Source organism: Acutalibacter sp. LFL-21 (assembly GCF_025630755.1).
Lineage (GTDB): Bacteria > Bacillota > Clostridia > Oscillospirales > Acutalibacteraceae > Acutalibacter > Acutalibacter stercoravium.
The window spans coordinates 313,312-326,818 of record NZ_JAOTNT010000003.1; the positions used below are offsets into that span (position 1 = coordinate 313,312).

11 protein-coding genes are annotated in these 13,507 nt (G+C 60.8%); 6 read left to right on the forward strand and 5 right to left on the reverse strand.

Going from position 1 to position 13,507, the window contains the following annotated elements; translation table 11 throughout:
- Positions 1-39: 39 nt before the first annotated feature.
- The 4 genes from ODJ80_RS05440 to ODJ80_RS05455 form a co-directional block, all read right to left on the reverse strand.
- Positions 40-1,176: a DUF362 domain-containing protein gene (locus ODJ80_RS05440; RefSeq protein WP_263041243.1), complete on the reverse strand. Its 1,137-nt coding sequence runs from the start codon at positions 1,174-1,176 to the stop codon at positions 40-42.
- Complete coding sequence (locus tag ODJ80_RS05445; protein WP_317619867.1) at positions 1,173-2,342, reverse strand: aminotransferase class I/II-fold pyridoxal phosphate-dependent enzyme; 1,170 nt, start codon at positions 2,340-2,342, stop codon at positions 1,173-1,175. Before ODJ80_RS05445 ends, ODJ80_RS05440 begins: the two co-directional genes overlap by 4 nt.
- Entirely contained in the window at positions 2,338-2,826 is a 489-nt protein-coding gene (locus ODJ80_RS05450; protein WP_178864872.1) for an Lrp/AsnC family transcriptional regulator, read from the reverse strand. The genes ODJ80_RS05445 and ODJ80_RS05450 overlap by 5 nt, the downstream gene beginning before the upstream one ends.
- Positions 2,827-2,908: 82 nt before the next feature.
- On the reverse strand, positions 2,909-3,724 hold the full coding sequence (locus ODJ80_RS05455; protein WP_263041245.1) for a histidinol-phosphatase HisJ family protein: 816 nt from the start codon (positions 3,722-3,724) through the stop codon (positions 2,909-2,911).
- A 201-nt stretch (positions 3,725-3,925) separates the two neighbouring features.
- Between ODJ80_RS05455 and ODJ80_RS05460 the strand changes: the two genes are divergently transcribed.
- The 5 genes from ODJ80_RS05460 (at position 3,926) to ODJ80_RS05485 (ending at position 9,154) form a co-directional block, all read left to right on the forward strand.
- On the forward strand, positions 3,926-4,207 hold the full coding sequence (locus ODJ80_RS05460) for an ACT domain-containing protein (protein WP_178864794.1): 282 nt from the start codon (positions 3,926-3,928) through the stop codon (positions 4,205-4,207).
- A gap of 83 nt (positions 4,208-4,290) precedes the next feature.
- Positions 4,291-5,655, forward strand: a complete 1,365-nt coding sequence (locus ODJ80_RS05465) for a PFL family protein (protein ID WP_263041272.1) — start codon at positions 4,291-4,293, stop codon at positions 5,653-5,655.
- A gap of 34 nt (positions 5,656-5,689) precedes the next feature.
- Positions 5,690-6,262, forward strand: coding sequence for a GNAT family N-acetyltransferase (locus tag ODJ80_RS05470; RefSeq protein ID WP_263041246.1), 573 nt, complete (start codon positions 5,690-5,692; stop codon positions 6,260-6,262).
- A 174-nt stretch (positions 6,263-6,436) separates the two neighbouring features.
- A complete protein-coding gene (locus ODJ80_RS14190; protein ID WP_442863894.1) occupies positions 6,437-7,765 on the forward strand; it encodes an HIT family protein in 1,329 nt (442 codons plus the stop codon).
- A gap of 84 nt (positions 7,766-7,849) precedes the next feature.
- Entirely contained in the window at positions 7,850-9,154 is a 1,305-nt protein-coding gene (locus ODJ80_RS05485) for a carboxylesterase/lipase family protein (RefSeq protein WP_263041247.1), read from the forward strand.
- 100 nt (positions 9,155-9,254) lie between these two features.
- On the opposite strand, the gene thrS is transcribed toward ODJ80_RS05485, so the two are convergent.
- The gene (thrS, locus tag ODJ80_RS05490) at positions 9,255-11,159 is read right to left on the reverse strand and encodes a threonine--tRNA ligase (protein ID WP_178864790.1); all 1,905 of its coding nucleotides are present in this window, start codon (positions 11,157-11,159) and stop codon (positions 9,255-9,257) included.
- A gap of 715 nt (positions 11,160-11,874) precedes the next feature.
- On the opposite strand from thrS, the gene rny reads away from it, so the two are divergent.
- Positions 11,875-13,437, forward strand: a complete 1,563-nt coding sequence (gene rny, locus ODJ80_RS05495; RefSeq protein WP_442863895.1) for a ribonuclease Y — start codon at positions 11,875-11,877, stop codon at positions 13,435-13,437.
- Positions 13,438-13,507: the final 70 nt, after the last annotated feature.

The following is a 13,507-nucleotide window of genomic DNA, read 5'->3' on the forward strand; positions in this document are numbered from 1 at the left end:
CGGCCGGAAAGAGCCCGGCCCTTCTTCTCTCAAGCATCCTCAAAAATGCAGCAGCCCCCACCGCTTGATGTCGATGACGTGCTTGGGGCACATCTCGTGGCAGCAGAAGCACCGGATGCAGTTTTTATAGTCGATGACCGCTTTCCCCTCTTGGATGCGGATGGTGTGCTGAGGGCAGCTCTCGGCGCACTTGCCGCAGCCCACGCACTCTCCCCTGCGGATCTTGGGCGTGGGCGTGGCCACCTTTTTCGCCGCCGGCCGCAGAAATCTGGGCAGGCGGTCGATAAAGTCCGTGCTGGCGGCCTCCGCCTTCAAAAAGTCCGGCTGGGCCAGGGGGGCCACCGGCTCCTTTACCAACTGGCACTCCTCCGGGGAGAGGGGCCCCAGGCCCCTCTCATGGGCCTCCCGCAGCATAAGGACGCTCTCGGGCTTTAAGCCAATCAAGGAGGTCCCGCACACATCCAGGGCGTAGGGGCTTTTGCTGGCCCCCAGCACCCCCATCTGCCGTGGCTGCCCGCCGGTGGGGCCGTTGCCCTCCATAGCCAGGATGCCGTCCATGATGCACAGGTCCGGCGCAAGAAAGTCGCACAGGTCTACCAGCATCTCAGAAAAAGCCTGCTTCTCTGGAAAGCGGCAGTGAAGCTCCGGCTTCTGCAGGCCGGGCACCGCGCCGAACAGATTCTTCACCGCCCCGGAAAAGCCCACCATCCCGTGGGTCTTCAGCTTGCACAGGTCGATGAGGTAATCCCGCTCCAAAAAGGGCTCCGCCACAGAGAGCTGGCGGCAGCGCCGTGCCCGGGGCAGGGTGACCTCCCGGCTTCTGCATTCCGTATACAGGGAAAAGCCCCACTCCCGCGCCATGTCCGTGTAGCCGCAGCCACGGAAGATGGCCTTCATGGCCGCAGGGGTATAGGGGCCGCCGGGGCTCTCCGCGATGAGGACCTCTCCCCCGGCTTTCTGGACACACCTGCCCACAGCGGCCACCAGGGCCGGGTGGGTGGCGATGGCCGCCCCGGGTTTGGAGCTCATCACCAAGTTTGGCTTGAGCACCACCTTCATGCCGGGCTTTATCTCTTCCCACACGCCCAGGGCGGTGAAAGCCTCCTCCACCTGGCGCAGCAGCTCCTCCGGATGGTAGGCGGCGCACCGGGACAGCCACACCTTCTCCCCAGTCATTGCAGCTCCTTGAGGAACGCTTCCATGCGCTCCAGGGCCTCGATGATGTGCTGGGTGGAGTAGCAGTAGGAGATGCGCACGAAGCCCTCGCCGCAGGCGCCGAAGGCATCCCCGGGCACCACCGCCACCCGCTTGGAGTGGATGAGCCGCTCGCAGAATTCCATAGAGGTCAGCCCTGTGCTCTTCACCGAGGGGAACACATAGAAAGCGCCCTCGGGCTCAAAGCACTTCAAGCCCATCTTATTCAGGCCGTCCACAATCAACCGGCGCCGCATGTCATACTGCTGGCGCATGTACTCAATGTCGTCATCGCCATTCTTCATGGCCTCAATGGCGGCGTACTGGCTCATGGTGGGGGCGCTCATAATGGCGAACTGGTGCAGCTTGGTCATCAGGGAGATAATCTCCTTGGGGCCGGCGGCGTAGCCCATGCGCCAGCCCGTCATGGAGTGGGACTTGGAAAACCCGTTGACCAAAATGGTGCGCTCCTGCATGCCGGGAATGGCCGAAAAGGCGGTGTGCTTTTCCTCCCCATAGGTGAGGGAGGCGTAGATCTCGTCGGAGAGCACCATCAGGTTGTGGCGTTCCACCACCTGGGCCACGGCCTCCAGGTCGCTGCGGCGCATGACAGCCCCCGTGGGGTTGTTGGGATAGGGCATGATGAGGAGCTTGGTCTTGTCTGTAATCTTCTCCTCCAGCTCCTCCGCCGTCAGGCGGAACTTGTTTTCCGGCTTGGTCTCGATGATGACGGGCACGCCCCCCGCCATTTCCGTGATGGGGACGTAACAGACAAAGCTGGGCTCGGGGATGAGGACCTCATCCCCGGGCTCGATCAGCGTGCGCACGCACAGGTCGATGGCCTCGCTGCCCCCCACGGTGACCAGCACTTCGCTCTGGGGATCATACTTCACATTGTAATGGCGCTCCAAATAATTGGAGATCTCCGCCCGCAGCTTGAGGAAGCCCCGGTTGGGGGTGTAGCTGGTGCGCCCCTTTTCCAGGCTCTCGATGCCCGCCTCCCGAATGTGCCAGGGGGTGTGGAAATCCGGCTCTCCCACGGAAAGGGAGATCACGTCGTCCATCTCGTTGGCGATGTCGAAAAATTTCCGGATGCCGGAGGGCTTGATCTGGCGGACCGTGCGGTTTACCAAAGAATCATAATCAATCACAAAGGTTGCTCCCTCTCTCGTCAATTTCTTCATAGTCGCTGGCGAACACCACGCCGCCGTCCTTGTATTTTGTCAGCACAAAGTGGGTGGCGGTGGAAAGCACCCCATCAATGGTGGCCAGCCGCTTGGAGACAAACAGAGCGATGTCCGACATGGTTTTGCCCGTGACCGTGACAGCCAGGTCATAGCCGCCGGACATGAGGTAGACGCTCTCCACCTCGGGGAAATTCATCACCCGGCCGGCAATCTCGTCAAAGCCGGTGTCCTTCTGGGGGGAAACCCGCAGCTCGATGAGGGCGGTGGCCTGGGGCACCTCGGTGCGCTCCCAGTTGATAAGCGCGTGATATCCCTTGATCACGCCCTCCTTCTCATACTTTTTGATGGCCTTGACCACGTCCTCTTCCTTCTCGCCCAGCATTGCCGCCAGCTGCGAGGTGGTGAGGGTGGCCTGGTCCTGCAAGATCTCCAAAAGATGTTCCATTGCCATATAAGTTCCTCCTTTGCAAGATTTCAATTCTTAAGGTCTTATCCCTACTAACAATAAAAAGCCTAAAGTAACCCCTTTATTCCAGCGGCAGCAAAATGGGCTTGTGCTGCTCGTACACGGCAAAGCGGCGGAATCCCGCCTCCCGCAGCAGGTCCATGCCCGCTTCAATGCCCTTGCCCAGGTCTTCCACGCAGTGGGCGTCCGAACCCAGGGTGACCAGCTCGCCCCCCAGCTCCCGGTAACGGCGCACCAGGGGCAGGTCCGGCAAGGCACGGCCAATCTTCTGGCGCAAGCCCGAGGTGTTCACCTCCAGCGCCTTGCCCGAATCAATCAGCGCCCGAAAAATTCCGTCGATGGCCTCTTGATGCTTGGAGAGGTCCACCGGGATGCCGTGGTCCCCCTCGATATAGCGCAGAGGGTAGGTGAGATGGCCCAAGGCGTCAAACTGCCCCCAGGCGATGACCTCCCGCTCCTCCTCCCAATAGGTGGTCAGCAGGGCGTCGATAAAGCCGGGCTCCACCTGGGAATAATCCAAATAGAAAAAGTCCTCGTAACCCCGGATGTTGTGAATGGAACCAATGACAAAATCGTAGTCGCGGCCCTCAAGGGCCAGGGCTGCCGAATCCGGGTCCTGGTTGGGCTGGCCCAGCTCGATGCCCTTGTAAAAGCGGGTGCGCCCCCCCTGGGGCACCTGCAGGCTCATCTCCGCAAAGGCCATCTCCACCCGGGGACGGTAGCGGTCGGGAAAATTCTGACACTCGCAGTGATCGGTGAGAGTGTGGGCCCACAGGCCCAGCTCCTGGGCGCGCCGGCGCATCTCCAAAACAGAGTCGCTGCCGTCGAACGAACAGCGCGAGTGGTTATGACAGTCGCAAGCAAAGCGGTATTTCAATGCCGGAAGCACTTCCTTTCCCGCCCCAAAGCCGCCGCAAGGCCGCCAGAGGCGTCTTAGGGTATCTTACCACAAAACCGCGGAAAAGGAAAGGCAAAAGGAGAAAAACAGCCCCACGGCCATTCCACGCTTGACAGAACAGGCGAGATAGGCCATAATTTACCACAAAGACGTACGCACTGGAGAAAGGAAGGGTATGCAATGGAACGGACAGAAAAGGCGGTCATCACGGTGATCGGCAAAGATATGGTAGGTATTTTGGCAAAGGTTTCCGGCATCTGCGCGGAGAAGGGCGTGAATGTGCTGGAGGTGACCCAGTCCATTTTGCAGGACATGTTCGTCATGGTGATGCTGGTAGACATCACCCACGCCACAACAGAAGTGGCTGGCCTGGCCGACGAGTTTGACCAGCTGGGCCAGGAGAACAACTTGAAGATCCATGTGATGCACGAGGACATCTTCAACTCCATGCACCGGATCTGACCCGGCTGTGCCGGAGGAAGGGCGCGGGCAAAGGCTCCGGTTCCCTCCCCCGCTGCTTTGGCCATCACTCTTGGAAAGGAAGACTGCTTTTGAATACCAACGAAATCCTAGAGACCATCAATATGATCGACAACGAGGACCTGGACGTGCGCACCATTACCATGGGCATCTCCCTGCTGGACTGCATCGGCCCCGATGTGCACAAGGCCAGCCAAAAGGTCTATGACAAGATCTGCCGCTATGCCCAGCACCTGGTGAAAACCGGCGAGGACATCTCCCGGCAGTACGGCATCCCCATTATCAACAAGCGCATCTCCGTCACCCCCATCGCTATGGTGGCGGGGGCCTGCCCCACCGCCTCCCCCATCCACTTTGCCAAGGCGCTGGACAAGGCCGCCCATACTGTTGGGGTAAACTTCATCGGCGGGTACTCCGCTTTGGTGCACAAGGGCTTTGGCCCCGGGGACTACGCTTTGATTGAAAGCATCCCCCAGGCATTGGACGAGACAGAGCTGGTGTGCTCCTCTGTGAACGTGGGCACCACCAAGGCTGGCATCAACATGGACGCCGTGGAGAAGATGGGCCGCATCATCCGGGAGACCGCCCAGCGCACCGCCGACCGGGAGTGCATCGGCGCGGCCAAGCTGGTGGTGTTCTGCAACGCCCCCGAGGACAACCCCTTTATGGCCGGCGCCTTCCACGGCCCCGGCGAGCCGGACTGCGTCATCAACGTGGGCGTCTCCGGCCCCGGCGTGGTGCGGGCCGCCATCAAAAAGCACGGCGGGGGCAAGAGCCTCACCGAGATTGCCGAGCTCATCAAGCGCACTGCCTTTAAAATCACCCGCATGGGGCAGCTGGTGGCCCAAGAGGCCAGCCGCCGCCTGTGCGTGCCCTTCGGTATTGTGGATCTGTCCTTAGCCCCCACCCCGGCCATCGGCGACAGCGTGGCCTACATTTTGGAGGGCATGGGCCTGGAGCAGTGCGGCGCCCACGGCACCACCGCCGCTTTGGCGCTGCTCAACGACGCGGTGAAGAAGGGCGGCGTCATGGCCAGCTCCAGCGTGGGCGGGCTTTCCGGCGCCTTTATCCCCGTCACCGAGGACGCCGGCATGATCGAGGCCGCCCGCTCCGGCTGCCTGACGCTGACCAAGCTGGAGGCCATGACCGCCGTGTGCAGCGTGGGCCTGGACATGATCGCCATTCCCGGAGACACCAGCGCCGAAATCATCTCCGGCATCATCGCCGACGAAATGGCCATCGGCATGGTCAACTCCAAGACCACCGCCGTGCGGGTCATCCCGGCGGTGGGCAAAAAAGCCGGGGAGGAGCTGGACTTCGGCGGCCTGCTGGGCAAGGGGCCCATCATGGCCGTGAACCCCGCCAGCCCGGCGGAATTTATCCACCGGGGCGGGAAAATCCCCGCGCCCCTTCAGAGCTTGAAAAACTGAGGCGGCCTGTCCTTGGCCAGCCAGGGAGGAACCTATGAAGCGCGAAAAGAGCTGGCGCCGGGAGGACGGCTTTCTCCTGCGGCCTGGGAAACAGGAGGATGCGGAAGCCTATTATTCCCAGAACTACTGCCCCCTGGATGGAGAGGCCGCCCGGCTGACCGGCTGCAAAACCACCTTCACCCGTGAGGAAGTCACCCAGTTTTTCCTCCACGCGGTGGAGGCCGAGGACAGGTACCTGTTTCTCCTTCTCTCTCCCGAAGGCCGCATTGTGGGGGAGACAGCCCTCACTGACATCGATACCCAGCTGCGCAGCGCCAATTTCCGCATGGCCATCTTCCAGCCGGGGCTGCGGGGCAAGGGATTGGGCACCTGGGCGGCGCGGGCCACCCGGGACTTCGCCTTTGCGGAGCTAAAGCTCCACCGCCTGGAGCTGGACGTGTTCTCCTTCAACCCCCGGGCAGAGCGGTGCTACCGCAAGGCCGGGTTCCGGCGGGAGGGCGTCCGGCGGGACGCTGTGGTGGACAGCGCCACCGGCGCCTATGGGGACGACATCCTCATGGCCCTGCTGGAGGAGGAGTGGAAGGCTGTCAAACAGAACGAGACATAGAACCACGTAAAAGAGCGCTTTCCCGGCGCTCTTTTTTGTTTCCTCGGGGCAGGGCGGCCTGGGTGCAAAGGGGAGGCGGCCGGCGCAATTCCCTGTTGACTTTTGAAAAAATATGATATAATACTAGAAAACCGTCAAAAACCCATCTACACTTTTTTGGAATCGAGGAATGCTATGAAAAAGACCACCCATCCCAAGCCCACCCGGGAGCAGCGCCGCCAGCGGGCCCGGGAGGTCCGGGCCCAGGCCAAGCAGGATGTGCGCAGCCATCCCCTGCTGTTCACCACTTATGTAGTGCTGCGGGCCTTAGTGCTGTTGGTGCTGGTGGTGGAAGCCCTCAAGGGTGACTACTACAATGTGTTCCTATGCGGGCTGACCCTGGTTCTGTTTATGATCCCCACCTTTGTGGAGCACCGGCTGCATATTGATGTGCCAAACACCCTGGAAATTATCATCCTGCTGTTCATTTTCTCCGCGGAGATCTTGGGAGAGATCCAAGAGTATTACCTGATGTTCCCCTTCTGGGACACCATGCTCCACACCATGAATGGTTTCCTGATGGCGGCCATCGGCATTGCCATGGTGGACATTCTAAACCGCTCCCGGAAATTTAAAGTGCGGCTTTCCCCCGCTTTTGTGGCCTTAGTGGCCTTCTGCTTCTCCATGACTGTAGGGGTGGTTTGGGAGTTCTTCGAGTACGGCATGGACTTGTTCTTCCACACGGACATGCAGAAGGACACCTGGATCAACACCATCTACTCGGTCAGCCTGAACCCCGAAGGCCGCAATGTGGCCCAGCAGGTGATCGTGGACAGCGTGGTGGTCAACGGAGAGGCTTGGCCCGGCTATTTAGACATCGGCCTGCACGACACCATGAAGGACTTGTTCGTCAACTTTGTGGGCGCGGTGATTTTCTCGGTGATAGGCGCGCTGTATATCATGGGCCGGGGGAAGGGCTGGTTTGCCAAAAAATTCATTCCCCGGCTGAAAGTGGACGAACTGCCGCCCCCCTCGGAGGAACCCGGCCTGCTGGAACCCATCCCCTTAGGCGAGGGAGAGGACACGGGGGCCTCCCACCCATCCAGCCAGCACTGCCCCTTCTGCCGCATTGCGCAGGGGGAGGCGCCCTGTTACAGAATTTACGAGGACGAGTACTCCCTGGCCTTTTTGGACACCGCCGGGGACGTGGAGGGCCACACCCTGGTCATCCCCAAGGTCCATGTGGAGACCATCGACCACTGCCCGGAGGAGATCGCCCTGCAATTGGCGGGCACTGTGCGGCTGGTCTCTGAACACTATGTGAAGGACTGCGGCTATGACGGGGTGAATATCCTCAGCGCCAGCGGGAAGACCGCCCAGCAGAGCGTGCCCCACCTGCACTTCCACATCCTTCCCCGGAAGCAGGGGGACGGCTTGAACGCCTGGCCCCGCTTGGGCAAGGACCATCACGACCTGCAAGAGGTGGCCCAGCGCCTGCGGATTGCGCAGCCGGAAAACCCCTGACCGCAGCTTCCACCTATCGTCTGGATTTTCACATTCCCATCAGAATAGAAACTAGAAACAATTGTAAGAAGGAGGAGTTTTTCAATGAAACCCATTATCACCACAAAGCAGGGCGCCGTGCAAGGTACCCTGAGCCAGGACGGGAAGGCCCTGATCTTCCGGGGCGTGCCCTATGCCCAGCCCCCGGTGGGAAGCCTCCGCTTTGCCCGCCCCCAGGAGCACGAGCCCTGGGAGGGCCCGCGGGACTGCACCCAATTCTCCCCCCGGTGCCCCCAGTGCGACCTAACCGCCATGGACTTTTACAGCAAGGAGTTCTATGACGAAATGGTCCCCCCGGAGGACGAGGACTGCCTGTACCTGAACGTGTGGACCCCTGCGGACGCCCAGCCCGGCAGCAAGCTGCCCGTGCTGTTCTGGATCCATGGCGGGGCCTTTATGCACGGCTGCGGCAGCGAAAAGGAGTTCGACGGCGAGGGCATGGCCCGCAAAGGCGTCATCCTGGTGACGGTCAACTACCGGGTGAATGTGTTCGGCTTTTTCGCCCACCCGGACCTGGAGGCTGAAACCCCAGAGCATGTCTCCGGAAACTACGGCATTTTAGACCAGCTTTTCGCCCTGAAGTGGGTGCGTGAGAACATCGCTGCCTTTGGCGGCGACCCGGACAAGGTGACCATTGCCGGCCAGTCCGCCGGCTGCATGAGCGTGCAGACCATCATCTCCTCCCCCCTGACCAAAGGCATGCTCCGGGGGGCCATCCTGCAAAGCGGCGGCGGCCTGTACGCCATGAAGAAGTGCCCCACCAAAGAGGAGATCACCCAGACCTCCCAGAAACTTATGGAGCACCTGGGAGTCTCCACCATAGAGGAGCTTCGGGCCGTTCCCGCCGGACAGCTGCGGGACGCCGCCTACGCCGTGCAGGGCCAGGACCTCAGCTGGCGCCCCCATGTGGACGGCTGGCTGCTGCCCGCCCACGCCGACGCCCAGGCGGAAGCCGGGAAGATCCACGACATCGCCTACCTCATCGGCTCCACCGCCAAGGATATCGGCGACGGCCTGCTCCTGCAGGAGGCTGGGGCCCGCTGGTGCGAAAACCTGCTGAAGCTGGGGAGAAAGCCCGGGTACTTCTACTTCTTCACCCGCAGCCTGCCGGGAGACGACGCCGGGGCGTTCCACTCCTGCGAGCTGTGGTATGAGTTCGAGACCATGAACCGCTGCTGGCGCCCCTGGGAGGACTGCGACTGGGAGCTTTCCCAGACCATGTCCAGCTACTGGGCCAACTTCGTCAAGAACGGCGACCCCAACGGCCCCGGCCTGCCGGAGTGGAAGGCCTACACCGGGGAAAACACCCAGCCCATGGTTCTGGCGGAACAAGTGGGGATGAAGGCGTAAGCCTCCGGGCCCCTTTCATAGCAAAGTCAAAAAGGACGGCCAAGAGAGCTCTCTTGGCCGTCCTTTTCTGCATATTCACAGGGAGAGATGATCCCCTGGTTTACTTGATCTCTTTGCTCGCCACTTCCTGGCGCATCTTTTCCACGAAAGACTCCAGGCCCATAGAGCCCAGGTCGCCGTCGGCGCGGTGGCGCACGGAAATGGTGCCGCTCTCCGCCTCTTGGTCGCCCACCACCAGCATGTAGGGGGTGCGCTGCAGCCGGGCCTCCCGGATCTTATAGCCGATCTTCTCGTTGCGCAGGTCGCACTCCACGCGGAAACCGGCCTCCTCCAGCTCCTTCTGGAGCTTCTGGGCATACTCGTGATGGCGCTCGGAGATGGGCAGCACCACCGCCTGGACAGGGCTGAGCCACAGGGGGAACTTGCCCGCGAAGTGCTCTGTGATGACGCCGATGAACCGCTCGATGGAGCCCAGCACCACCCGGTGCAGCATAACGGGGCGGTGCTTCTGGCCGTCCTCGCCCACGTACTCCAGCTCGAAGCGCTCGGGCAGCTGGCTGTCCAGCTGCACCGTGCCGCACTGCCAGGTGCGGCCCAGGCTGTCCGCCAGGTGGAAGTCCAGCTTGGGGCCGTAGAAGGCGCCGTCGCCCTCGTTGACCTCGTACTCCTTGCCCATCTCGGTGATGGCCTCTTTCAAGATCTCCTGGTTGTGCTCCCACTGCTCCACGGTGCCGATGTGGTCCTCGGGCATGGTGGAGAGCTCGATCTTGTAGGAGAGGCCAAACACGGAGTACACCTCGTCAAACAGGCGCACCACGTTCTTCAGCTCGTCCTTCAGCTGGTCGGGGGTCATAAACAGGTGGGCGTCATCCTGGGTGAAGCACCGCACCCGGAACAGCCCGTGCAGCGCGCCGGAAAGCTCGTGGCGGTGGACCAGGCCCAGCTCACCCACCCGCAGGGGCAGGTCCCGGTAGGAATGGGGCTGGCTCTGGTAGACCATCATGCCGCCGGGGCAGTTCATGGGCTTGATGGCGTAGTCTTCCTCGTCGATGACAGTGGTGTACATATTGTCTTTATAGTGGTCCCAGTGGCCGCTGCGCTCCCACAGCTTGCGGCTGAGGATGATGGGGGTGGAGACCTCCACATAGCCGTACTTCTTGTGGACCTCACGCCAATAGTCGATAAGCAGGTTCTTCAGCACCATGCCCTTGGGCAGGAAGAAGGGGAAGCCGGGGCCCTCGTCCCGCAGCATGAACAGGCCCAGCTCCTTGCCCAGGCGGCGGTGGTCCCGCTTCTTGGCCTCCTCCAGCATTTGCAGGTGCTCCTCCAGCATAGACTGCTTGGGGAAAGCGATGCCGTACACCCGGGTGAGCATCTTGTTCTTGGCGTCGCCCCGCCAGTAGGCGCCGGTGATGGCCGTCAGCTTCACCGCCTTCACCATGCCGGTGCTCATCAGATGGGGGCCGGCGCACAGGTCGGTGAAATCCCCCTGTTTGTAAAAGCTGATGTTCTCGCCCTTGCCGGCATGCTCCGCAATGAGCTCCTCCTTGTAGGGCTGGTCCGCCATAAGCTTTTCCGCCTCCTCCGGGGGCAGCTCAAAGCGCTCCAGGGGCAGGTTCTCTTTGATAATCTTTTTCATTTCCTCTTCGATGGCAGGCAGGTCCTCAGTGGAGAGGGGCTGCTCCAGGTCGAAGTCGTAATAGAAGCCATTTTCAATGGCCGGGCCAATGGAGAACTTGGTGCCGGGGTACAGGCGCATCACAGCCTGGGCCATGATGTGGGAAGTGGTGTGCCAATAGGCGTGCTTGCCCTCCTCGCTGTCAAAAGTGAGGATTTCCAGGGAACAGTCCCGCTCAATAGGGGTGCGCAGGTCGCAGGCCTGCCCGTCGATCTTGGCCGCGCAGGCGGACTTGTACAGGCCCATGCCAATGGACTTGGCCACGTCCGCGGCGGTCACGCCCTGCTCAAACTCCTTGATCTGTCCTTTTAAGTCGATCTTTACCATAGCGAACTCCTTTCCGCTGGGGAAGCAAAAAACGCCTGCCCCAGCATCATTCTGGGGCAGGCGTCCGGCGTTGCGATAAATTTGCCGGGAACCCGCGGTTCCACCCGGATTCAAAGCGTGGGAAAAGCCCTTTCCCGCGCTTCCTCATTGGGCCTGTAACGGGGCCGCCCGGCGTCCCTTAGGCGAAACTCGCGTTCGGGAGCAGCTCAAAGGTGGTGGCCTTTCCCAGGCGGGATCGCTCCGCCGGCAGGGCGCTTTCAGCCAGGGCGCCCCCTCTCTGTTCCCGGCAAACGCCGGGAAAGGCTTCCTTTTCACAGCATTTTATTTTACCCTGTTATTATAAAAGGAGCGGGGGGGAAAGTCAAGCCACCGCAAGGAAAAAACAAATTGTGACCAAGGCGTTAAGAAAAGATTACAAATTTCTTGACAACTGCCCCCGGTGGGACTAGAATAAAATAAAGTGCATGCGGCACTTTTTATATAGCATATTTTCCTGTTTTTCATTTTACCCATTCTCTTTATTGAGGGTTTTTCCATAGAACATGCCTGCCGGCCCTGCCGGGCCCGCAAGCGCCAATAAAGTCTGAACAGCCAAAATGGAACATGTTAAAATAGCCTGCAAAGCCAGCCGCCTGCATTTTGCCGGGGGAGGCCCCCGGTTTTACCCTACCCGAAATTTTACAAAATAATTCTGTTAGGAAAAGGAGGTGCCCGATTGGGCCAGATCGCAGTGTGGCTGTGCATCGTCATCGCTATCCTGGCCGCTGCGGCAGCAGGGACAGCGGCTTTCTTCTTGGGAATGACCTACCGCAAAAACAAGGCCGAAAGTGAGATTGGTTCTGCCGAGCAGGAGGCCAAGCGTATTGTGGCGGATGCTGTTAAATCCGCAGAGGCCAAGAAGAAGGAAATCGTGCTGGAGGGCAAGGACGAACTGCACCGCCTGAGAGACGAATCGGAAAAAGAGCTCAACAACCGGCGCAAGGAGATCCAGCATCAGGAAAGGCGCGTGCTCCAAAAGGAGGAAAGCCTGGAAAAGAAGCTGGAAAGCATGGAGCGCAAGGAGAGCCAGATCGACCAGAAAAACAAAAAGGCCGAACAGCGCCTGCAAGAGGCGGAGGCCGTGAAAAAAAGCCAGTTTGACATGCTGGAGCGGATCTCCTCTTTCACGGTGGAACAGGCCAAAGAGTACCTGCTCAACAACCTGGAGTCTGAGCTGACCCACGAAAAGGCTGTAAAGATCCGGGAGTTTGAGCAGCAGACCAAAGAGGACGCCGACAAGAGCGCCCGGGAAATCATCGCCCTGGCCATCCAGCGCTGCGCGGCGGACCATGTTTCGGAAGCCGCCATCAGCGTGGTGCCCTTGCCCAACGATGAGATGAAGGGCCGGATCATCGGGCGGGAGGGCCGCAACATCCGTGCCATTGAAACCCTGACGGGTGTGGACCTGATCATTGACGACACGCCCGAGGCCATCACCCTCTCCAGCTTCGAGCCCGTCCGCCGGGAGGTGGCCCGCATTGCCTTGGAAAAGCTGATTACGGATGGGCGCATTCATCCCACCCGCATTGAGGAAACCGTGGAAAAGGCCCGCCGGGAGGTGGAGTCCACCATCAAGCAGGAGGGCGAGCGCGCCGTGCTGGAAGTGGGCGTCAACGGCGTCCACCACGAGCTGGTGAAGCTCTTGGGCCGCCTGCGCTACCGCACCAGCTACGGCCAGAATGTGCTGAACCACTCTTTAGAGGTGGCCTATTTGGCAGGGATGATGGCCTCTGAACTGGGGTTGGATCCCACCGTGGCCAAACGGGCCGGCCTGCTGCACGACATCGGCAAGGCCCTGGATCACGAGATGGAGGGTTCTCATGTGCAGATCGGCGTGGAAGTGGCCCGGAAATACCGGGAGAGCGAGGCGGTCATCCACGCCATCGCCGCCCACCATGGAGATGTGGAAGCCAAGACTGTCATCGCCTGTTTGGTGCAGGCTGCTGACGCCATCTCCGCGGCCCGCCCCGGCGCCCGCCGCGAGAACCTGGAAAACTACATCAAGCGCCTGGAAAAGCTGGAAGAGGTGGCCTCCTCCTTTGACGGGGTGGAAAGCTGCTACGCCATCCAGGCCGGCCGCGAGATCCGCATTATGGTGCGCCCTGAAAGGGTCAGCGACGAGCAGATGACACTGCTGGCCCGGGAGATCTGCAAAAAGATCGAGGCAGATTTGGATTATCCCGGCCAGATCAAGGTGAACATGATCCGGGAGAGCCGGGCCGTGGATTACGCCAAGTAAACCGCGTTATTACCGTACAGGGACGTACAGTGTGCGTCCCTGTACGTTTTTCTACAGGATTGGGAGGGAA